Source organism: Caldimonas manganoxidans ATCC BAA-369, assembly GCF_000381125.1.
Lineage (GTDB): Bacteria > Pseudomonadota > Gammaproteobacteria > Burkholderiales > Burkholderiaceae_C > Caldimonas > Caldimonas manganoxidans.
Genome location: NZ_KB905929.1, coordinates 127,536 through 146,427 on the forward strand (window position 1 = coordinate 127,536; position 18,892 = coordinate 146,427).

Here is an 18,892-nt window from a genome sequence, read left to right on the forward strand (position 1 = left end):
CCACCTCACGCGGTCGGCAAAGGATGGTGCACCAGCTCGAAGGCCACGCTGCCCAGCCATGTCTGCGTCAGGGCGCCGCGGTCCTCGGTATGTACGCTGCTGGATTCGACGAAGTTCATGCCACGACGCGTGAGCTCGCGCACCGCTTGGCGTACATCCGGGGTGCCGAAGGCCACGCGATGCAGGGTTTCGTCCGGGTCTGCATCCATGGCGTCCGGTTCCGGCTCGATGAGTTGCAAGTAGAACTGCCCACAAGGGCTGGCCAGCACGCGCCCGCGGGGTAGGATGCCGAAGCGGGTCTCGTCGGGCAGGGCGGAGAAGCCGAAAAGTTCACCGTAGAACTCGGTCCAATCATCCATCCGGCCCAGGCCGATGTACTGCACCACACCGAACCAGTGCAACCCGGCCACTGCAGGGGGGTGCGGATCGACCGTGGGAATGGGCACGAAGTCGACGTCGTAAATCGAAAAGTCTTTGTATCGGTCGACGAGGTAGATGCGACTGCGGCCCACGCCGTGCAGTGCAGGGATGTGGAGCTCCATGGGCTGGGGTTGTGCTGGCACCGGCCAGCCACCGCGCTCGATCGCACGCCGCCAGGCTGCACCGGCATCGCGCACGCGCAAGGCGATGGCGGCGATCTCGGGGGCATCCCCCGGTTGCACGGCCTCGGGAACTCCTTCGGCATGGGCATTGATGACGATGTTCATCGAGCCTTGTCGATACAACAGCACCTCGCGCGATCGGTGCCGTGCGATGGGCCGAAAACCCATGATCTCCAGCACCTGCCCCAGGGCTTGAGGCCGGCGTGTGGCGAATTCCACGAATTCGATGCCGTCCAGCCCCAGGGGGTTGGGCGGCTCGTCGATGGCTTCACGGTTGCGCGCGTTGGAGCAGGTCGATGCCGTCATACCGATTTCCTTTCACTCGCCGCGGCGCTGCGCGACCAGACGTCGAAAGTGCGATTCCATGCGCTGTGCATCGGGGACGAGGCCGGTGAACAGCTCGAAGGCGCCCACGGCCTGACCGACGGCCATGCCCCCGCCGTCCACCGTTGGGCAGCCGATGTGCCGGGCCGTCTTGAGCAGCTCCGTTTCGAGCGGGAAATACACGACCTCGGCCACCCACAGCGTGGGCCGCAGCAGCTCGACCGGCAGCGGCAAGCCCGGCAGCTTGTCCATGCCCGTGGGCGTGGCGTGCACCAGACCGGTGGCACTGTGCATCGCGCGCGCGATGTCGGCTTCGGCGCGGGCCCGGCCTTGGCCATGGCGCGCGTTGAGCGCCTCTGCCAGCGCCTGGGCACGCTCGGTCTGGCGATCCACCAGCACGAGTTGCTGGGCTCCCAGTCGCAAGACCGTGTGAGCGATGGCCGCTCCCGCGCCGCCGGCGCCCAGCACCACCACTTCGGACAGATCGGCTGCCGGCAGCGCACGACGAAAACCCCAGGCCCAGCCGGTGCCGTCGGTGTTGTGTCCCACCAGTCGGCCGTGGCGGCACACGATGGTGTTGACCGCGCCCATCGCGCGGGCCTCGTCGGACAGCTCGTCCAACAGGGGGATCACGGCCTGCTTGCAGGGGTAGGTGATGTTCAGTCCCGCAAAGCCCATCGTGCGCACGGCCTGGAGCAAGCCAGGCAGGGCCTCGACGCCCGAGCCCGTGCGGTCCAGATCGATGAGTTGGTAGTGCAGCCGAAGGCCGTGGTGGCGAGCTTCTTCTTCGTGCATCGCCGGCGTCAGTGAGCGCTGGATCCCGGCGCCAATGAGGCCGACGAGCAGCTTGCGATCCTCGACGCAGACCGTCTGGTGCGCCGGGGTGGACGTTTCCACGCGAGTGGGAGCCTGGATCACGGCGATGCTTCCTGATTACTTGCGCACTTTGGCCAGTTCGGCATTGAGCGCGGCCACGGTGTCCGCGCCCACGCTCTGGGTGTGCTTGTCGATGACGGGCTTGACCTTCTCGCGGAAGCGCGCCAGCTCGCCGGCGGACAGCTCCGTGACCTGCATGCCGGCTTTGCGCAGGTTGTCCAGCGCCACGCTGGCCTGTTGACGCGACAGTTCACGCTGGAAGCGTGTGGCTTCGGCAGCCGCTTCGGTGAAGATGCGCTTTTCGTCGTTGCTGAGGCTGTCCCACAGGCGCTTGCTCACCAGCAAGGCTTGGGGGTTGTACACATGGCGGGTGAGCGTCAGGTACTTCTGGACTTCGTGGAACTTCGATGCGTAGATGGTCGTTTCCGGGTTCTCCTGTCCGTCGATGGCTTTCTGCTCCAACGCGGTGTAGACCTCTGGGAACGGCATGGGCGTGGCGTTTGCCCCAAGCGTGTTGAACAGGTCGATGTAAATCGGCGACTGGATCACTCGAATCTTCAGGCCGGCGATGTCCTCGACCTTGGTCACCGGCCGACGGTTGTTGGTGAGGTTGCGAAAGCCCAGGTCCCAATACCCCAAACCGACGAGATTCTTCTCTTCCAACTTGGCCAAGAGGTGTTTGCCAAAAGGCCCATCGGTGACGGCATCGGCTTCCTGCGGCGAGGCAAACAGGAAGGGGAAATCGAAGACCGCAAATTCCTTGACTTGGGCCGTGAGGATGCCTGCGTTGAGCACGGTCATCTCCACGGTGCCGCCTTGCAGGGCTGAGACGGTTTGCAGGTCACCGCCCAGTGTGCCACCGGGGAACAAGCGCACGGTGATCTTCTTTCCCGATTTCTGGGCCACCAGGTCGGCGAACTTTTGTGCGCCCTCGGCTTGCGGGTGACCCTTTTGGTTTTGGAAAGCGAACTTGATGGTGCGCTCTTTGATGTCTTGGGCCAACGAGGCCGTCATCGGCATCAGGGCCGCAACGCTCAGGCACAGTACGCGAGTCAGGGCTTTGAGGGTCATGGATGTCTCCTATCAGTGGGGTGGTGGAGCGGGCCGACGGCCCGCATCAGCCGCCGAACCAGCGGGCCGGCACGGTGACGATCGAAGGAAATAGCACCAACAAGAACAACACGGCGGTCTGTGCCGCCATGAAGGGCAACACGCCGCGAGCGACCGCATCGAGCTTCATGCGGCCCACGCCAGAGACCACGTTGAGCGCCGTGCCGACTGGAGGGGTGAGCAGGCCAATGGCGTTGACGATGATGAACAGCACCCCGAAATACACGGGGTCGATCCCGGCGGCCTTGATCACCGGCATGAGCACCGGCGTGAGAATCAAGATCGTGGGCGTCATGTCCATGGCCGTGCCGACGACCAGAACGAGCACCATGATGGCCACCAAAAGCAGTGTGGGCCGGTCGATGAGGGGGTCCAACAGATCGATGACCATCGACGGCAGATCCGCCACCGTGATCAACCAGGCACTGACCATGGCTGCGGCCACGAGGAACATGATCACCGCACTGGTGCGAGCCGACGCGACGAAAATCGGATAAAGCTGACGCAGTGACAGCTCGCGATAGATCACGGTGGAGACGAACAGCGCATACACGGCCGCCACCACGGCCGCTTCGGTCGGCGTGAACACCCCCAGCCGCAAGCCCACCAGGATGATGACCGGCAGCATCAGTGCCCACAGGGATTCGCGCAGCGCCACCCGGATCTCGCGTGCCGACTTGCGCGGCGGCGGCACGATCTTGTCCTTGCGCACCAGCCACCACCACGTGCACCACAGTGCCGCGCCCATCAGCACACCGGGCACGATACCGGCCATGAACAACTTGGCGATGGACACGTTGGCCGCCACGCCAAAGATCACGAAGCCGATGCTGGGTGGGATGACCGGCCCGATGATGCCGGCCGAGGCGATCAAGCCGGCCGCGGTGGCCTTGTCATGTCCGGCCTTGACCATCATCGGCAGCAGCAAGGCCGTGAGCGCGGCCGCGTCGGCCACCGCCGATCCTGACAGTGCAGCCATCAGGCAGGCGGCCATCACCGCCACATAGCCCAGCCCCCCCTTGACATGGCCCACCAGTGCCAAGGCGAGGTTGACGATGCGCTGAGACAGGCCGCCGACATTCATGATCTCGCCGGCCAACATGAAAAAGGGAACGGCCAGCAGCGGAAAACTGTCGGCGCCGTTGATGAGGTTTTGCGCCAGGATCTGCGCATCGAAGAGATCGAGATGCCACATCATTGCCACCCCGCTGGCCAGCAGGGCAAACGCAATGGGCACGCCCAGCGCCATGACGCCGAGCAGCGAGACGAGGAAGACGGCCACGGTCATCGCAGACTCCTTCAGCGTGCGTGGGAACTGGGGGTGGCGGCAGACGCATCGTTGGGCGCTGTGCCGTGGCCGTGCGCGAGATCTTCGGACGCGGTCACCTGCACCAGATCCGCATCGGTGAGTTGGCCGCGCAGGGCTTTGAGCACATCGAGCACCAGCAACGCGGCTCCCGAGACGGCAAACACCACGCCCGGAGCGTAGAACCAACCCATCGACAAGCCGGTGACCGGGGCCTGCACGTCCCAGTTGATGCGCAATTGCTTCCAACTGCCGTCGAACACCAAGCCACAGATGACCAGCATCAGCCCATGGCCCAGCAACAAACAGGCCTTCTTGCCGGCTCGTGGCAGCAGGGCCACGACCACATCGGTGCCCAGATGGCCCTTGTCCCTGAGCGCGACGATGGCCCCGAGGAAGGTGACCCACACGAACAGCCAGCGTGACAACTCCTCGGACACGGTGATGCCGGAATTGAAGACATAACGCAGCACCACGTTGCCGAACACGAGCACCACCATCACCGCCAAAAAGGCGGCCATCAGGCCATCGAGCAGGCGGCAATAGCGATCGAAGAGTCGGTTCACCCGCAGTTCTCCTCTGAGAGGCCAGATCGCCCGAGCGGACGCAGCAGGCGGCCAGATGGCCGGGTTCGAGCGGATGATCCTTGGGCATCCGCCATGACCGAATAATGTACGAACTGGTTAGTTTTTCACTAGGGACTTTCCCGGACTGCGGGAGCGGCGCCCAGAGGCTGCCGATGGCGCCGTGCGGCTTTACTTGCGGACGTAGCGGACGATGAGGTCGACGATGCTGGCGCGCCGGGCCGCCAGGGCCTCGGGCGAGGCCATGTCGCGTTTGAAGATCAGCGAGAAGGTGTACCGGTTGGACACGTTGAAGAAGCACAGGGCGCTGATCGACATGTGCAGGTCCACCGGGTCGAGATCGTCGCGAAACACGCCGGCGGCCCGACCGCGCTCGTAGACGGCGCGCACGGCGTCGATGGCCGGCACGTTGAGCTGCTGAATGGTTTGCGACTGCGCGAGGAATTCGCCCCGATGGATGTTCTCATTCATCACCAAGCGGATGAAGTCGGGGTTGGCGTTCTGGTAGTCGAAGGTGAAGGCCACCAAGGTGCGCAAGGCTTCCTCGGGGGGCAGGTCTTCCAAGTGAAGTTCGCCCTCGATCTGGCGAATGCGGCGGTAGGCTTCCTCCAGCACGGCAACGTACAGGCCTTCTTTGCTGCCGAAGTAGTAGTAAATCATCCGCTTGCTGGTGCGTGTGAGCTCGGCAATTTCGTCGATGCGTGCCCCCGTCAGCCCTTTGGCGGCAAACTCCCGGGTGGCCACCTCCAGGATGTCCTGCATCGTGCGCTCCGGGTCGTTGGTGCGGGGGGCTGCGGCCGCCTTGCGGGTGCGCTTCGAGGCGGCTAACGCAGATGCACGGACTGTTTCGTTCATGGTGGCGTGGGCAGACATGGCAGCAAGCGTGGACCCGAGGCCTTCATTATCACCGGCGACGCGCCGCCCCGGGGGGAACCGCCCAGATCGGCGTTTGTCCAAGGTCAACGCCTTTACACTGTGCACCCACCTTCTGGAAACGCATCGTGAAGCGTGCTGCCCGTCTCACTGCCGAAGGGCGCCATGTCGTGGTCGCCGCCACGCTCGCGTTGGCCGGCGTGCTGCAAGGCTGCGCGATCCGCTATGCCCCGGGCGCGCTGGACGCCGGTCTGACCGAGTCCGAGGTGCGTGCACGCATGGGCCCGCCGACGGGGGAACACCTCGGGCCCGATGGACGGCGTCGATTGGAGTTTGCACGGGGGCCCTATGGACGGCACACGTACATGGCCGACCTCGATGCCCAGGGGCGTGTGAGGCAGTGGACTCAGGTGCTGACCGAGTCGCACTTCAATGCCGTGACGGTGGGCATGGGCCGCGACGAGCTGCTGTACCGGCTGGGGCGCCCGTCGGAGGAGCGACGCATCCCGCGCCGCAACGAACTCGTTTGGTCCTACCGGTACGAATCGCCGTTTTGCCTCTGGTTCCAGGTGAGTCTGGATGCGGTCACGCAGCGGGTCACACAAACCGGGTATGGTGTCGATCCGTTGTGTGAGGGGATGGACGAAGAGGCTCACTGGCTCCTGCGTCGCGGCACAGGGGGCTCCACCGTGGTGGCAAGATGATCAAGGTCTACGGCATTTCCAATTGCGACACCGTGAAGAAGGCCCGACGCTGGCTCGACCAGCGTGGCCTGGCCTATCAGTTCCATGATTTCAAAAAGCTCGGGGTGCCCGAGGACCGCTTGGCCCACTGGCTGAGGGTCGTAGGCCCTGAGCGCTTGCTCAATCGCCAAGGCACCACATGGCGCCGGCTCGATGCGTCGGCCCAAGCGGCCGCATCCACCGAAGCCGGTGCACGCGCGCTCATGCAGGCCCAGCCCAGTGTCATCAAGCGCCCGGTGATCGAGGTCGCCGAGCACGTGCTGGTGGGTTTCGACGAGGCGACGTATGCGCGTCTGATGTGCTGAGTTGCCTCAGGCGCAGTCCGCCGACCGCGCGGACTGCGTAGAACCACGCTGGGAGTTCAGGCTGCCAACAGCTGCCGCAGCACGTAGGGCAGGATCCCACCGTGCTGGTAGTACTCGACTTCGATCGGGGTGTCGATGCGCAGCCGCAGCGTGACCTCCTGCCGGCTGCCGTCGGCGCGTTGGATCACCAAGGTGGCGTCGGCCTGAGGGCGCAGCTCACCGTCGATGACGATGTCGATCAGCTCATCGCCCTTGATCCCCAGGCTTTGCCAAGAATCCGCGCCTTTGAACTGCAGCGGCAGCACCCCCATGCCCACCAGGTTGGAGCGGTGGATGCGCTCGAAGCTGCGGGCGATCACCGCGCGAATGCCCAGCAACTGCGTGCCCTTGGCGGCCCAGTCCCGGCTCGAGCCGGTGCCGTATTCTTCGCCAGCGAAGATCACCGTGGGGGTGCCCTGGGCCAAATACTTCATCGCGGCGTCGTAGATGAACATTTTCTGGCCACCGGGCTGGAACAGCGTGAGACCGCCTTCTTCGCGCGAGCCATCGGGCAGGGGGGGGATCATGAGGTTCTTGATGCGCACATTGGCGAAGGTGCCGCGCATCATCACCTCGTGATGTCCCCGGCGCGAACCGTAGCTGTTGAAGTCGGCCTTGAGCACGCCTTGCTCCTTCAGCCACTGACCCGCGGGTGAGCATTCCTTGATCGAGCCGGCCGGTGAAATGTGATCGGTGGTGATCGAGTCGCCGAACAGCGCCATGATGCGAGCGGCCTTGACCCCTGGATCCTTGCTCGGCGGGGTGAGCGTGAAGTCACGGAAAAATGGGGGCTCGGCGATGTAGGTGGACTTGGGCCAGTCGTAGACCTGGCCCGTGGCCCCTTCGATCTGGCTCCACAGCTTGCCGGGCTTGGTTCGTACTTTCTCGTAGTTCTCTTTGAAGGCTTTGCGGTCCATCGCGAACTTCATCAGCGCGTAGATTTCCTCGCTGCTGGGCCAGATGTCGCCGAGGTAGATGTCGCGTCCGCCTTTGCCTTGGCCCACCGGCTGGGTCATCAGATCGCGGGTGACGTTGCCGGCGATCGCATAGGCCACCACCAACGGCGGCGAAGCCAGGAAGTTGGCCTTGAGGTTGGGGTGGATGCGCGCTTCGAAGTTTCGGTTGCCCGACAGCACGGCCGCGCACACCAGGTCGTTGCGGGTGATGACGTCGTTGATCTCGGGGGCCAGGTCGCCGGCGTTGCCGATGCACGTGGTGCAACCATAGGCGGCCACGTGGAAGCCCAGTTTTTCCAGGTAGGGCAGCAGGCCGGCCTTTTCGAGGTACTCGGTGACGATGCGAGAGCCCGGGGCCAGCGAGGTCTTGATGTGCGGTGCGACTTTCAGCCCGGCTTGCACCGCTTTCTTGGCCAGTAAGCCGGCGGCCAAGAGCACGCCTGGGTTGGAGGTGTTGGTGCAGGAAGTGATGGCGGCGATGAGCACGTCGCCATTGCGGATCTGCAGGCCACTGGCGGTGGTGTAGACCTGACCGAGCTTGTCGGCCGGCTGATTGAAGCCATTGGCCTCGATGGGCTTGCTGAAGAGTTCCGTGAACTTGGCCGACAACTGCCCGATCTCGATGCGGTCTTGTGGGCGCTTGGGGCCGGCCAGGCTGGGAGCGACCGTGCCCAGATCGAGCCGAACCACTTTGGAGTACTCGATGGGCCCGCCGTCGAAGTCCGGGGTGCCTGGGATGCCAAACAGCTTCTGGGCCCGGAAGTAGGCCTCGAAGGCTTCGATCTGCGCCTTGGTGCGGCCGGTGCCGCGGAAGTACTCGATCGTTTTGTCGTCGACCGGGAAGAAGCCCATGGTGGCGCCGTATTCCGGCGCCATGTTCGCAATGGTGGCACGGTCGGGCACCGACAGGCTGCGCGTGCCTTCGCCGAAAAACTCGACGAACTTGCCGACCACTTTTTCTCGGCGCAAGATTTCGGTGACCGTGAGCACCAGGTCGGTGGCCGTCACACCTTCGCGCAAGCGGCCGGTCAGCTCGAAGCCGACCACATCGGGCGTGAGGAAGTACACCGGCTGGCCCAGCATGCCGGCTTCGGCCTCGATGCCGCCCACGCCCCAACCCACCACGCCGATGCCATTGATCATCGTCGTGTGGCTGTCGGTGCCCACCAACGTGTCGGGGTAGTACACCCCCTGGGCCGTCTTGTGCACGCCGCGAGCCAGATACTCCAGGTTCACCTGGTGCACGATCCCGAAGCCCGGCGGCACCACGCCGAAGGTGTCAAAGGCTTGCATGCCCCATTTCATGAACTGGTAGCGCTCCCGATTGCGCTGAAATTCCAGCTTCATGTTCAGGTCCAGGGCCTGCTTGTTGCCGTAGTGGTCGATCATGACCGAATGGTCGACGACCAGATCCACCGGCACCAATGGCTCGATGGTCTTGGGGTTGCGTCCCATTTTTGCCGCCACCGAGCGCATCGCGGCCAGATCGGCCAGCAGGGGCACGCCGGTGAAGTCTTGCAGCACCACGCGGGCCACGACGAAGGGGATCTCGTCGACCCGCTCGCCGTTGGGGGCCCACTGGGCCAATTGCTCCACATGCTCGGGCGTGACCTTCTTGCCGTCGCAGTTGCGCAGCACCGACTCCAGCACGATGCGTAGCGACACCGGCAGCCGGTTGACGTTGGGGAACTGTCGGGCCAACTCGGGCAATGAGAAGTACTGACCGGACTTGCCAGAAGCCGTCTTGAAGGACTTCAGGGTCTTGGCAAAAGCATGAGCAGCGGCTTGGGTCATGAATGACTCCGTGAGGCGAGAGGTTGGTCGTTGTAGCAGCGCGGCAACGCGACACCATTGTGGCCGCACATCATGACGTTAGGGCGCACGGGGGCTTGTGGTCAAGCCTCACCGAGCAAGGCTTGCCATCGAGGACAAAAAAACGGCCCCACTGGGGCCGTTTCGGGTGACGGGTGGGCGCTGCGCCTCAGACCACGACCTCTTTGGCCGTCTGGGCGTACTCCTCGATCTGGTCGAAGTTCATGTAGCGATACACGCTGGCAGCATCTTGGTTGATGATGCCCATCTCCGCGTGGTATTCGGCCACCGTCGGGATGCGTCCCAGCTTGGCGCAGATCGCCGCGAGCTCGGCCGAGCCCAGGAACACATTGGTGTTCTTGCCCAGGCGGTTGGGGAAGTTGCGCGTCGAGGTGGACATGACCGTGGCGCCTTCGCGCACCTGGGCCTGGTTGCCCATGCACAGCGAACAGCCGGGCATCTCGGTGCGTGCACCGGCGGCGCCGAAGGCCGCATAGTGCCCTTCCTTGATCAACTCGTTTTGATCCATCTTGGTGGGCGGGGCCACCCACAGCTTGACCGGAATGTCGCGCTGGCCACCCAGCAGCTTGGCCGCGGCGCGGAAGTGTCCGATGTTGGTCATGCACGAGCCGATGAAGGCCTCATCGATCTTGGTGCCGGCCACCTCGGAGAGGAACTTGGCATCGTCCGGGTCGTTGGGGCAGCAGACGATGGGCTCCTTGATCTCGTTGAGATCGATTTCGATGACGGCGGCATATTCGGCGTCAGGGTCGGCCTCCAGCAGTTCGGGCTTGGCCAGCCAGGCCTCGACGGCCTTGATGCGGCGCTCCAGGGTGCGGCGGTCCTGGTAGCCGTCGGCGATCATGTTCTTCATCAACACGATGTTCGACTCCAGGTACTCGATGATGGGCTCTTTGTTGAGCTTGATCGTGCAGCCGGCGGCCGAACGCTCGGCCGAGGCGTCCGACAGCTCGAAGGCCTGCTCCACCTTGAGATCGGGCAGCCCCTCGATCTCGAGGATGCGGCCGGAGAAGATGTTCTTCTTGCCTTTCTTCTCCACCGTCAGCAGCCCCTGCTTGATGGCGTACAGCGGGATCGCATGCACCAGGTCGCGCAAGGTGACACCGGGCTGCATCTGGCCCTTGAAGCGCACCAGCACCGATTCAGGCATGTCCAGCGGCATCACGCCGGTGGCCGCCGCGAAGGCCACCAGGCCAGAGCCCGCTGGGAAAGAGATGCCGATGGGGAAGCGGGTGTGCGAGTCCCCCCCCGTGCCCACGGTGTCGGGCAGCAACAGACGGTTGAGCCAGGAGTGGATCACCCCATCGCCCGGCCGCAGCGAGACGCCGCCACGGGTGCTGATGAAGGCCGGCAGCTCGCGGTGCATCTTCACATCCACCGCCTTGGGGTAGGCGGCGGTATGGCAGAACGACTGCATCACGAGGTCGGCCGAAAAGCCCAGGCAGGCCAGGTCTTTCAGTTCATCACGCGTCATGGGGCCAGTGGTGTCTTGGCTGCCCACGGTGGTCATCTTGGGTTCGCAGTAGGTGCCCGGGCGGATGCCTTGCTGTTTGCCATTGACCACCGGCAGTCCGCAGGCACGCCCGACGATCTTCTGCGCCAGCGTGTAGCCCTTGCCGGTGTCTGCGGGCGCCTTGGGCAGACGGAACAGCGTGGACGCCGGCAGCCCCAGGAATTCGCGCGCCTTGCCCGTCAGCGAGCGGCCGATGATCAGGTTGATGCGACCGCCGGCGCGCACTTCATCGAGCAGCACCTCGCTCTTGAGCTGGAAGGTGGCGACGACCTTGCCGTCCTTCTCGATCTTGCCCTCGTAGGGATAGATGTCGATCACATCGCCCATCTCCAGGTTGGAGACGTCCACTTCGATGGGCAGCGCACCGGAATCTTCCTGCGTGTTGAAGAAGATCGGAGCGATCTTGCCACCCAGGGTCACGCCGCCGAAGCGCTTGTTGGGCACATAGGGGATGTCCTCGCCGGTGTGCCATATCACGCTGTTGGTGGCCGATTTGCGGCTCGAACCCGTTCCCACCACGTCGCCGACATAGGCGACCAAGTGGCCTTTCTTCTTCAGCTCCTCGATGAAACGGATGGGGCCACGCTTGCCGTCTTCCTCCGGCTCGAACGCGGCATCGGGCCGGCGGTTTTTCAGCATCGCCAACGCGTGCAGCGGGATGTCCGGGCGGCTCCAGGCATCGGGCGCGGGCGACAGGTCGTCGGTGTTGGTTTCACCGGGCACCTTGAACACGGTGACCGTGATCTTGCGCGGCACTTCAGGGCGGCTGGTGAACCATTCGGCATCGGCCCACGACTGAATGACTTCACGGGCCTTGGCATTGCCGGCGCGCGCCTTCTCGGCCACGTCGTGGAAGGCGTCGAACATCAGCAGCGTCTTTTTCAGACCGTCGGCAGCCACGCTGGCCACCTCGGGGTCGTCGAGCAAGTCGATCAGGGGTTTGACGTTGTAGCCGCCCACCATCGTGCCCAGCAGTTCGGTGGCTTTGGCACGGCTGATCAGGCCCACCGAGAGGTCGCCGTGCGCCACGGCAGCCAAGAAGCTGGCCTTGACCTTGGCGGCATCGTCCACGCCGGGCGGCACGCGGTGCGTCAGCAGCTCCAGCAAGAAGTCCTCCTCGCCGGCTGGCGGTGCCTTGATCAGCTCGATCAGTTCAGCGGTCTGCTGGGCCGACAAGGGCAAGGGCGGGATGCCAAGCGCAGCGCGCTCGGCGACGTGGTCGCGGTAGTTTTTCAGCATGGGCACTCCGGAGGGATCGGGCGGTCCGACGGGGCCGCCCGGCTCTCGTATTTTATGTCTTATATAAGACTTGCGCCAGCAAACGGCTGGCGAACGGGCAGGGATCGATCCCGCGCCCGAGTGTCGGAGTGAGTGCTGTTACCGATGAGCTGCGCGGGCGACTGCGCGGAGCCGCGCCGCACGTTCAGTTGGCGGTGATGCCGATGCTTTCTCGCTGGTGGGTGGCCATCGCCTCACGATGCTTCGGGTGCACGCAGTTGTCGGCCACGCGATAGCCCAGCGCGGTGTTCATCAGCATGGACTTGTCGGCGATCTGCAGATACAGCGCTTGGCCACGGACGTCTTCCATGCGCAGGGCGCCGGTGGACGAGAGCACGGGCTTGACGACCCAGGTCTTGCTGGCCAAGGTCACAGTGAAATACCCGGCGTGGTCGGGATGCGGCGTCACGGTGACATGTTGGCCAAACTCGCAGTCGCTGCGGCCCACGTAGACACGGGCTGCGGCCTCGAGTTGTTCCGGCGTGGCCGGGGCCAGCGACAGGGCCGCGGCGCTGGGGGCCGCTTTGGTGCTCTTCTTGACGGAGGCCGACGACTGGGCCATCGTCACCCCACAGACGGCCAGGGCCAGCGCCCCGCCCAGACAGATCGCGATGCGTCGGACATTCATGAATCTCTCCTTCTCCGAGATGCAGCAACCTCGATTGTGGAGAGGTGCATTTGGTAACACAGAGAATTTATGGGGCTGGCACCCCGCAATGTGCGAATTTTTGCCGTTTCCGCCTCAGTCTGAGGCGGGGCCGGTTGTGTCCTCGGTAGAAACCCCGAAGAAGGCCTTTCGGATGCCGTCGGGCAGCGGACGGCCGGTACGTTCGGCACGTTCCAGCACGTACCAGTAATAGCGGTAGCTGGCCCGGTCGTGCAAGGTGTCCACGCCGCGCGTGCGATGTCGGATCGGTCCCCATTGGGCGGCCTGTGCCGCCAGCAGAATCTCGCCAGCTTCTTCGATCTCGCTCGCGTCGGGGGCGAATGCCTCCACGATGGGCAGGATCTGGTCCGGATGAATGCTCCACATGCGCGTGTAGCCCAACTGCTTGGCCGCGCGATGTGCGGCTTGGCCAAGCGCTTGGCGGTCGCGGAATTCGGTGACCACGCAATGCGAGGGGACCTTGGCATGGCGGTGACAGGCGGCTGCGATTTCCAGCTTGGCGCGCAGCACCAGCGGATGGGAGAACTGGCCCGTGGCGCTCATGCCGGCGGCGCTGATGGCTCCACGGTGAGCCGAGACGAAGTCCATCAGGCCGAACGAGAGCGACTCCACCCGAGGGTGGGCCGCGATGCGATCGACCTCGTGCAAGGCGCCGTGGGTCTCGATCAGCACATGAATTGGAATCCGACACGACAGGCCGCGGCTGCGGGCGATCGCATCGATGCGTTCGATGGCCTGCGCCACGTCACGGGCGTCGCGTGGCTTGGGCAGCATCAAATATGCCAAGCGTGCACCGCAGCGTGACAGCAACAGGTCCACCTCGGCCTCGAAGGCCGGGTGGTCGCCTGGGTGGACCCGGGCGCCCACTCGGCCCCAGCGGTTGGCCGGGCTGTTGACCAGCTCGGCCATGAGCGCGACATGTTCCAACTCGCCGCCCACCGGGGCGCCGTCTTCGGCATCCAATGTCACGTCGAAGAGGGCCCGGCCATGGGCCTCGCCCAGCTCGGCCTGCAGCGCCAGGCTCTTGCGCATGCGGGCTTCCACGCCAGCGTAGTGGTCGCACACTGGCAGCTCCGGGGCAAGGTCACCCGCGTCCAGCAGGGCCTGACGGGGGTGCAGGGCAGGGGCGGCAGAGGTCATCATGGGCTCCGCGAGAGGGACAAGGCAAGCAAACGAAAGGGCCGGCACCTGCTGGCGCCGGCCCTCGATGTCAGAGCGCGACCAAGACGGGCGCCCGTTGGAGCTTACAGCAGGTGCTTGACGCCGTCGGCCTCGGCCAGCAGCTCGGCCAAGGTCTTGTCGATGCACTCCTTCGAGAAGGCATCGATTTCCAAGCCCTCGACGATCTTGTAGTCCCCACCCTCGCAGGTCACCGGGAAGCCGAACACCACATCCTTCGGGATGCCGTACTCGCCGTTGGAGGGCACGCCCATCGTGACCCACTCGCCATTCGTGCCCAGGGCCCAATCGCGCATGTGGTCGATGGCGGCGTTGGCGGCGGAGGCCGCCGACGACAGGCCACGTGCTTCGATGATGGCCGCGCCGCGCTTGCCCACGGTGGGCAGAAACACCTCCTTGTTCCAAACCGGGTCGTTGATCATGTCCTTCACCGAGGCGCCGTCGATCGTCGCGAAGCGGTAGTCAGCGTACATCGTGGGCGAGTGATTGCCCCACACGCACAGTTTCTTGATCGAGGCCACGGGTTTCCCGGTCTTGGCCGCGATCTGGCTGAGCGCGCGGTTGTGATCCAGGCGCAGCATCGCGGTGAAATTGCGACGCGGCAGGTCGGGGGCCGACTTCATGGCGATGTAAGCATTGGTGTTGGCCGGGTTGCCCACCACCAGGACCTTGACGTTGCGCGAAGCCGACTCGTTCAAGGCCTTGCCTTGCGCCGTGAAGATCTGGGCGTTGGCCGCCAGCAAGTCGGCGCGCTCCATGCCGGGGCCGCGGGGACGCGCGCCCACCAGCAAGGCGTAGTCGGTGTCTTTGAAAGCCGCCTTGGCATCGCTGTGGGCTTCCATGCCAGCCAGCAGCGGGAAGGCGCAGTCCTCCAGCTCCATCATCACGCCCTTGAGCGCCTTCTGGGCTTTCTCGTCAGGGATTTCCAGCAGCTGCAGGATGACCGGCTGGTCCTTGCCGAGCATCTCGCCGGAGGCGATGCGGAACAGCAGCGCGTAGCCGATCTGGCCGGCTGCGCCGGTGACGGCGACGCGAACGGGTTTCTTGCTCATTGTTGGCTCCAAGGGGGAAGGGAGGGTTGTGACCGGCCTGAAGTTTAGGCCAAAGTGGGGCGGGAAACCACGAGGTTTGTCATCTTATGTCTTATATAAGACATCTGTCTCTAGACTTCGTGCAGGCGATGTGTTGCAATCCCGTCCATGGCACAGCAGCCCCCTCCGAGCGCGATCGATCCCTCCTCGCCCGATGCGGCGGGGCCGGCCTTCAGTCCGCTCTATCAGCAGATCAAGGTGCTGATCACGCGCAGCCTGCAGGGCGGGGAGTGGCGTCCGGGGGAAGCGATTCCCAGTGAAGTCGAGCTGGCGGCGCGGTATCGCGTCAGCCAAGGCACGGTGCGCAAGGCCATCGACGAGCTGGCGGCCGAGAACCTGCTGGTGCGACGCCAAGGCAAGGGCACCTTCGTGGCCACCCATGCCGAGGAGCGTGTGCAGTATCGCTTCTTGCGCCTGACCCCCGATGAGCCAGGCGGCACGCCGTTCGAGCGTCGCGTGATCGATTGCCGCCGTCTTCGCGCCCCGGCCGAGGTGGCGCGCGCGCTGGATCTCAAGTCTGGGGATACGGCAGTGCAAATCCGTCGTCTGCTCAGCGCCAAGGGGGTGCCGGTGGTGCTCGACGACATCTGGCTCAACGGGCAGCTCTTCAAGGGGCTGACGGCCGAGCGGCTGGGGGAGTACCGAGGGCCGATGTACGCATTGTTCGAAACGGAATTCGGCGTGCGCATGATTCGTGCCGAAGAAAAACTGCGTGCGGTGGCTGCCGACGAATCCTGTGCCGGGTTGTTGCAGGTCGAGCGCGGTTATCCCTTGCTCAGCGTCGAGCGGCTGTCCTTCACTTATGGTGATCGTCCCGTGGAGTTCCGTCGCGGGCTGTACAACACCGCCGCCCACTATTACCGCAACGAGTTGCAATGACCGTGCGCTGCTCGCAACGAAGGCCCTCGATGGCTGTTGCGTTGCAATAAAATCGAAAGGTTTCACATCTGTTACATAAGGTTGGGTATGCCTGAGATCGCCAAAGAAAGACCGGTCTACCGAAACATCCATGTCACGGAGATCATCAAGTACCGGCTACCGGCGGCCGGCATCGTGTCGATCTTGCATCGCATCAGCGGCGCGTTGATGTTCTTGTTGATGCCGCTGGTCATCTGGATGTTCGACAACAGCGTGAGCTCGCAGGTCTCCTTCGATCGCTTTGCCAGCGCATTTCATGTGGGCTTGGGCTTCGTTCCGGGGTGGCTGCTCAAGTTGGCCGTGCTGGCGTTGATCTGGGCTTATTTGCACCATTTCATCGCCGGCCTTCGCCACCTTTGGATGGACGTCTATCACACGGTCTCCAAAGAGCAGGGTCGCCATTCCGCGATCTTCACCTTGGCCTCCAGCCTGCTGCTGACGGTGCTGCTGGGCGTCAAGCTCTTCGGGTTGTACTGAGGGGCCTCACAGAACAACAGAAACGGAATCCCGCGATGAGCAAAAACTACGGATCCAAGCGCCTGGTGGTTGGGGCGCATTACGGCTTTCGCGACTGGCTGGCCCAGCGCGTCACGGCGGCGCTGATGGCGCTGTTCACTCTCGTGCTGCTCGTGCAGGTCCTGATGCCCGGTGAACTGGGCTATGACCGTTGGGCCGGCATTTTTTCGAGCCAGTGGATGAAGGTGCTGACCTTCACCGTGATCATCGCTTTGCTCTACCACGCCTGGGTGGGCATGCGCGACATCTGGATGGACTACATCAAGCCCGTGGGCATCAGGCTCGTGCTGCAGGTGTTCACGATCGTGTGGTTGGTCGGCTGCGCCGGCTGGGCGATCCAGGTGTTGTGGAGGCTGTAAATGCAAATCGGAACTTCTCTGCCCAAGCGCAAGTTTGACGTCGTCATCGTCGGAGCTGGTGGCTCCGGGATGCGCGCATCCCTGCAGCTGGCTCTGGCCGGCCTGAACGTGGCCGTTTTGTCCAAGGTCTTCCCCACGCGTTCCCACACCGTGGCCGCGCAGGGCGGCATCGGCGCCTCGCTGGGCAATATGTCCGAAGACAACTGGCATTTCCACTTTTACGACACTGTCAAAGGGTCGGACTGGTTGGGCGATCAAGATGCCATCGAGTTCATGTGCCGCGAGGCGCCCAAGGTCGTCTACGAGCTCGAGCATTTCGGCATGCCCTTCGACCGCAACCCAGACGGCACGATTTACCAGCGGCCCTTCGGGGGGCATACCGCCAACTATGGCGAAAAGCCAGTGCAGCGTGCCTGCGCCGCCGCCGACCGGACCGGCCATGCCATGCTGCACACGCTCTACCAGCAAAACGTCAAGGCTCGCACGCAGTTCTTCGTCGAGTGGATGGCGCTGGACCTGATCCGCGATGCCGACGGCGATGTCGTCGGGGTCACCGCCTTGGAGATGGAAACCGGTGAGGTGTACATCCTCGAGGCCAAAACGGTGCTGCTGGCCACCGGCGGTGCTGGGCGCATCTATGCAGCCTCGACGAATGCCTTCATCAACACCGGTGATGGTTTGGGCATGGCTGCACGCGCTGGCATTCCGCTGGAAGACATGGAGTTCTGGCAGTTCCATCCCACCGGTGTGGCTGGCGCGGGCGTGTTGCTGACCGAGGGCTGCCGTGGAGAAGGGGCGATCCTGCGCAACTGCAATGGCGAGCGCTTCATGGAGCGCTACGCGCCCACGCTGAAGGATCTCGCTCCGCGGGACTTCGTCTCGCGCTGCATGGACCAGGAAATCAAGGAAGGGCGCGGCTGCGGCCCCAACAAGGACTATGTGGTTCTCGACATGACCCACCTGGGCGCCGAGACCATCATGAAGCGCTTGCCCTCGGTCTACGAAATCGGCCTCAACTTTGCCAACGTCGACATCACCAAAGAACCGATCCCGGTCGTGCCCACCATCCACTACCAGATGGGCGGGATTCCGACCAACATCCACGGGCAAGTGGTCGTGCCCAAGAATGGCAATCCCAATACCGTCGTGCCGGGCTTGTATGCGGTGGGCGAATGCTCCTGCGTGAGCGTGCATGGTGCCAACCGTCTGGGCACCAATTCCTTGCTCGACCTGCTGGTTTTCGGGCGTGCGGCCGGCAACCACATCGTCGAGACCCTCAAGAAAGAGCCCAAAGCCCACAAGCCTTTGCCCAAGGACGCGGCAGACCGTTCCTTGGCGCGTTTGGCGCGTCTGGAGGCCAGCACCTCGGGCGAGTATGCGCAAGACGTGGCCAACGACATTCGCAAAACCATGCAGCAGCATGCCGGCGTGTTCCGCACGCAAGCCAGCATGGATGAAGGGGTGCGCAAGATCGCCCAGATCGCCGAGCGCGTCAAAGCGATCGTTCTGAAGGACAAATCCAAAGTCTTCAATACGGCCCGCATCGAGGCGTTGGAGGTCGAGAACCTGATCGAGGCGGCTCAAGCCACGATGGTGTCAGCGGCTGCTCGCAAGGAAAGCCGTGGCGCCCACACGGTGAACGATTACGGCGACTCGCCCGAGTTCCCGAACGGTCGCAACGACCGTGACTGGTTGAAGCACACCCTGTGGTACAGCGAGGGCAATCGCCTGGAGTACAAGCCGGTCAACCTCAAGCCGCTGACCGTCGATTCCATCGAGCCCAAGGTCCGTTCCTTCTGAAGTCTGCGCCCGGAGTACTT

The 18,892-nt window shown here is 64.0% G+C and carries 17 protein-coding genes; 6 read left to right on the forward strand and 11 right to left on the reverse strand.

What is annotated here, in order from left to right; all coding sequences use genetic code 11:
* Positions 1–5: 5 nt before the first annotated feature.
* The 6 genes from F615_RS0100600 to F615_RS0100625 all read right to left on the reverse strand — a co-directional run bounded on the left by F615_RS0100600 (position 6) and on the right by F615_RS0100625 (position 5,657).
* Positions 6–908: a VOC family protein gene (locus F615_RS0100600; RefSeq protein ID WP_019559229.1), complete on the reverse strand. Its 903-nt coding sequence runs from the start codon at positions 906–908 to the stop codon at positions 6–8.
* A gap of 12 nt (positions 909–920) precedes the next feature.
* Positions 921–1,844 carry a shikimate dehydrogenase gene (locus F615_RS0100605; protein WP_019559230.1) on the reverse strand — a complete coding sequence of 308 codons (924 nt, stop codon included), beginning with the start codon at positions 1,842–1,844 and terminating at the stop codon, positions 921–923.
* Positions 1,845–1,859: 15 nt separating this feature from the next.
* Entirely contained in the window at positions 1,860–2,873 is a 1,014-nt protein-coding gene (locus F615_RS0100610; protein ID WP_019559231.1) for a TRAP transporter substrate-binding protein, read from the reverse strand.
* A gap of 46 nt (positions 2,874–2,919) precedes the next feature.
* On the reverse strand, positions 2,920–4,200 hold the full coding sequence (locus F615_RS0100615; protein ID WP_019559232.1) for a TRAP transporter large permease subunit: 1,281 nt from the start codon (positions 4,198–4,200) through the stop codon (positions 2,920–2,922).
* 11 nt (positions 4,201–4,211) lie between these two features.
* Positions 4,212–4,784 (reverse strand): TRAP transporter small permease, encoded by a 573-nt coding sequence (locus F615_RS0100620; RefSeq protein WP_019559233.1) that lies wholly within the window; start codon positions 4,782–4,784, stop codon positions 4,212–4,214.
* Positions 4,785–4,973: 189 nt separating this feature from the next.
* The gene (locus F615_RS0100625; RefSeq protein WP_026329892.1) at positions 4,974–5,657 is read right to left on the reverse strand and encodes a TetR/AcrR family transcriptional regulator; all 684 of its coding nucleotides are present in this window, start codon (positions 5,655–5,657) and stop codon (positions 4,974–4,976) included.
* Positions 5,658–5,803: 146 nt separating this feature from the next.
* On the opposite strand from F615_RS0100625, the gene F615_RS0100630 reads away from it, so the two are divergent.
* On the forward strand, positions 5,804–6,379 hold the full coding sequence (locus F615_RS0100630) for a hypothetical protein (protein ID WP_019559235.1): 576 nt from the start codon (positions 5,804–5,806) through the stop codon (positions 6,377–6,379).
* Complete coding sequence (locus F615_RS0100635; RefSeq protein WP_019559236.1) at positions 6,376–6,723, forward strand: ArsC family reductase; 348 nt, start codon at positions 6,376–6,378, stop codon at positions 6,721–6,723. Before F615_RS0100630 ends, F615_RS0100635 begins: the two co-directional genes overlap by 4 nt.
* A gap of 56 nt (positions 6,724–6,779) precedes the next feature.
* Here F615_RS0100635 and acnA read toward each other — a convergent pair whose 3' ends face one another.
* From acnA to F615_RS0100660, 5 genes are all read right to left on the reverse strand, one after another.
* Entirely contained in the window at positions 6,780–9,512 is a 2,733-nt protein-coding gene (acnA, locus tag F615_RS0100640) for an aconitate hydratase AcnA (RefSeq protein ID WP_019559237.1), read from the reverse strand.
* A 187-nt stretch (positions 9,513–9,699) separates the two neighbouring features.
* Positions 9,700–12,303 carry a bifunctional aconitate hydratase 2/2-methylisocitrate dehydratase gene (gene acnB, locus F615_RS0100645; RefSeq protein WP_019559238.1) on the reverse strand — a complete coding sequence of 868 codons (2,604 nt, stop codon included), beginning with the start codon at positions 12,301–12,303 and terminating at the stop codon, positions 9,700–9,702.
* Between the two features lie 184 nt (positions 12,304–12,487).
* Positions 12,488–12,970: a hypothetical protein gene (locus F615_RS19280; RefSeq protein WP_019559239.1), complete on the reverse strand. Its 483-nt coding sequence runs from the start codon at positions 12,968–12,970 to the stop codon at positions 12,488–12,490.
* 114 nt (positions 12,971–13,084) lie between these two features.
* Entirely contained in the window at positions 13,085–14,149 is a 1,065-nt protein-coding gene (locus tag F615_RS0100655) for an HpcH/HpaI aldolase/citrate lyase family protein (protein ID WP_019559240.1), read from the reverse strand.
* 104 nt (positions 14,150–14,253) lie between these two features.
* Positions 14,254–15,240 (reverse strand): malate dehydrogenase, encoded by a 987-nt coding sequence (locus F615_RS0100660; protein ID WP_019559241.1) that lies wholly within the window; start codon positions 15,238–15,240, stop codon positions 14,254–14,256.
* 147 nt (positions 15,241–15,387) lie between these two features.
* On the opposite strand from F615_RS0100660, the gene F615_RS0100665 reads away from it, so the two are divergent.
* The 4 genes from F615_RS0100665 (at position 15,388) to sdhA (ending at position 18,872) form a co-directional block, all read left to right on the forward strand.
* Positions 15,388–16,158 (forward strand): GntR family transcriptional regulator, encoded by a 771-nt coding sequence (locus tag F615_RS0100665; RefSeq protein WP_019559242.1) that lies wholly within the window; start codon positions 15,388–15,390, stop codon positions 16,156–16,158.
* Between the two features lie 87 nt (positions 16,159–16,245).
* Positions 16,246–16,674, forward strand: a complete 429-nt coding sequence (gene sdhC, locus F615_RS0100670; protein WP_019559243.1) for a succinate dehydrogenase, cytochrome b556 subunit — start codon at positions 16,246–16,248, stop codon at positions 16,672–16,674.
* Positions 16,675–16,709: 35 nt separating this feature from the next.
* Positions 16,710–17,072 (forward strand): succinate dehydrogenase, hydrophobic membrane anchor protein, encoded by a 363-nt coding sequence (gene sdhD / locus F615_RS0100675; RefSeq protein ID WP_019559244.1) that lies wholly within the window; start codon positions 16,710–16,712, stop codon positions 17,070–17,072.
* Positions 17,073–18,872 carry a succinate dehydrogenase flavoprotein subunit gene (sdhA, locus tag F615_RS0100680; protein WP_019559245.1) on the forward strand — a complete coding sequence of 600 codons (1,800 nt, stop codon included), beginning with the start codon at positions 17,073–17,075 and terminating at the stop codon, positions 18,870–18,872.
* Positions 18,873–18,892 lie beyond the last annotated feature (20 nt).

Bases quoted from the DNA above. Each gene is read 5' to 3' on its own strand.
- F615_RS0100600 (WP_019559229.1), bottom strand. From the start codon at position 908: ATGACGGCATCGACCTGCTCCAACGCGCGCAACCGTGAAGCCATCGAC.
- F615_RS0100610 (WP_019559231.1), bottom strand. From the start codon at position 2,873: ATGACCCTCAAAGCCCTGACTCGCGTACTGTGCCTGAGCGTTGCGGCC.
- F615_RS0100615 (WP_019559232.1), bottom strand. From the start codon at position 4,200: ATGACCGTGGCCGTCTTCCTCGTCTCGCTGCTCGGCGTCATGGCGCTG.
- F615_RS0100625 (WP_026329892.1), bottom strand. From the start codon at position 5,657: ATGAACGAAACAGTCCGTGCATCTGCGTTAGCCGCCTCGAAGCGCACC.
- F615_RS0100635 (WP_019559236.1), top strand. From the start codon at position 6,376: ATGATCAAGGTCTACGGCATTTCCAATTGCGACACCGTGAAGAAGGCC.
- acnA (WP_019559237.1), bottom strand. From the start codon at position 9,512: ATGACCCAAGCCGCTGCTCATGCTTTTGCCAAGACCCTGAAGTCCTTC.
- acnB (WP_019559238.1), bottom strand. From the start codon at position 12,303: ATGCTGAAAAACTACCGCGACCACGTCGCCGAGCGCGCTGCGCTTGGC.
- F615_RS19280 (WP_019559239.1), bottom strand. From the start codon at position 12,970: ATGAATGTCCGACGCATCGCGATCTGTCTGGGCGGGGCGCTGGCCCTG.
- F615_RS0100655 (WP_019559240.1), bottom strand. From the start codon at position 14,149: ATGACCTCTGCCGCCCCTGCCCTGCACCCCCGTCAGGCCCTGCTGGAC.
- F615_RS0100660 (WP_019559241.1), bottom strand. From the start codon at position 15,240: ATGAGCAAGAAACCCGTTCGCGTCGCCGTCACCGGCGCAGCCGGCCAG.
- F615_RS0100665 (WP_019559242.1), top strand. From the start codon at position 15,388: ATGGCACAGCAGCCCCCTCCGAGCGCGATCGATCCCTCCTCGCCCGAT.
- sdhC (WP_019559243.1), top strand. From the start codon at position 16,246: ATGCCTGAGATCGCCAAAGAAAGACCGGTCTACCGAAACATCCATGTC.
- sdhD (WP_019559244.1), top strand. From the start codon at position 16,710: ATGAGCAAAAACTACGGATCCAAGCGCCTGGTGGTTGGGGCGCATTAC.
- sdhA (WP_019559245.1), top strand. From the start codon at position 17,073: ATGCAAATCGGAACTTCTCTGCCCAAGCGCAAGTTTGACGTCGTCATC.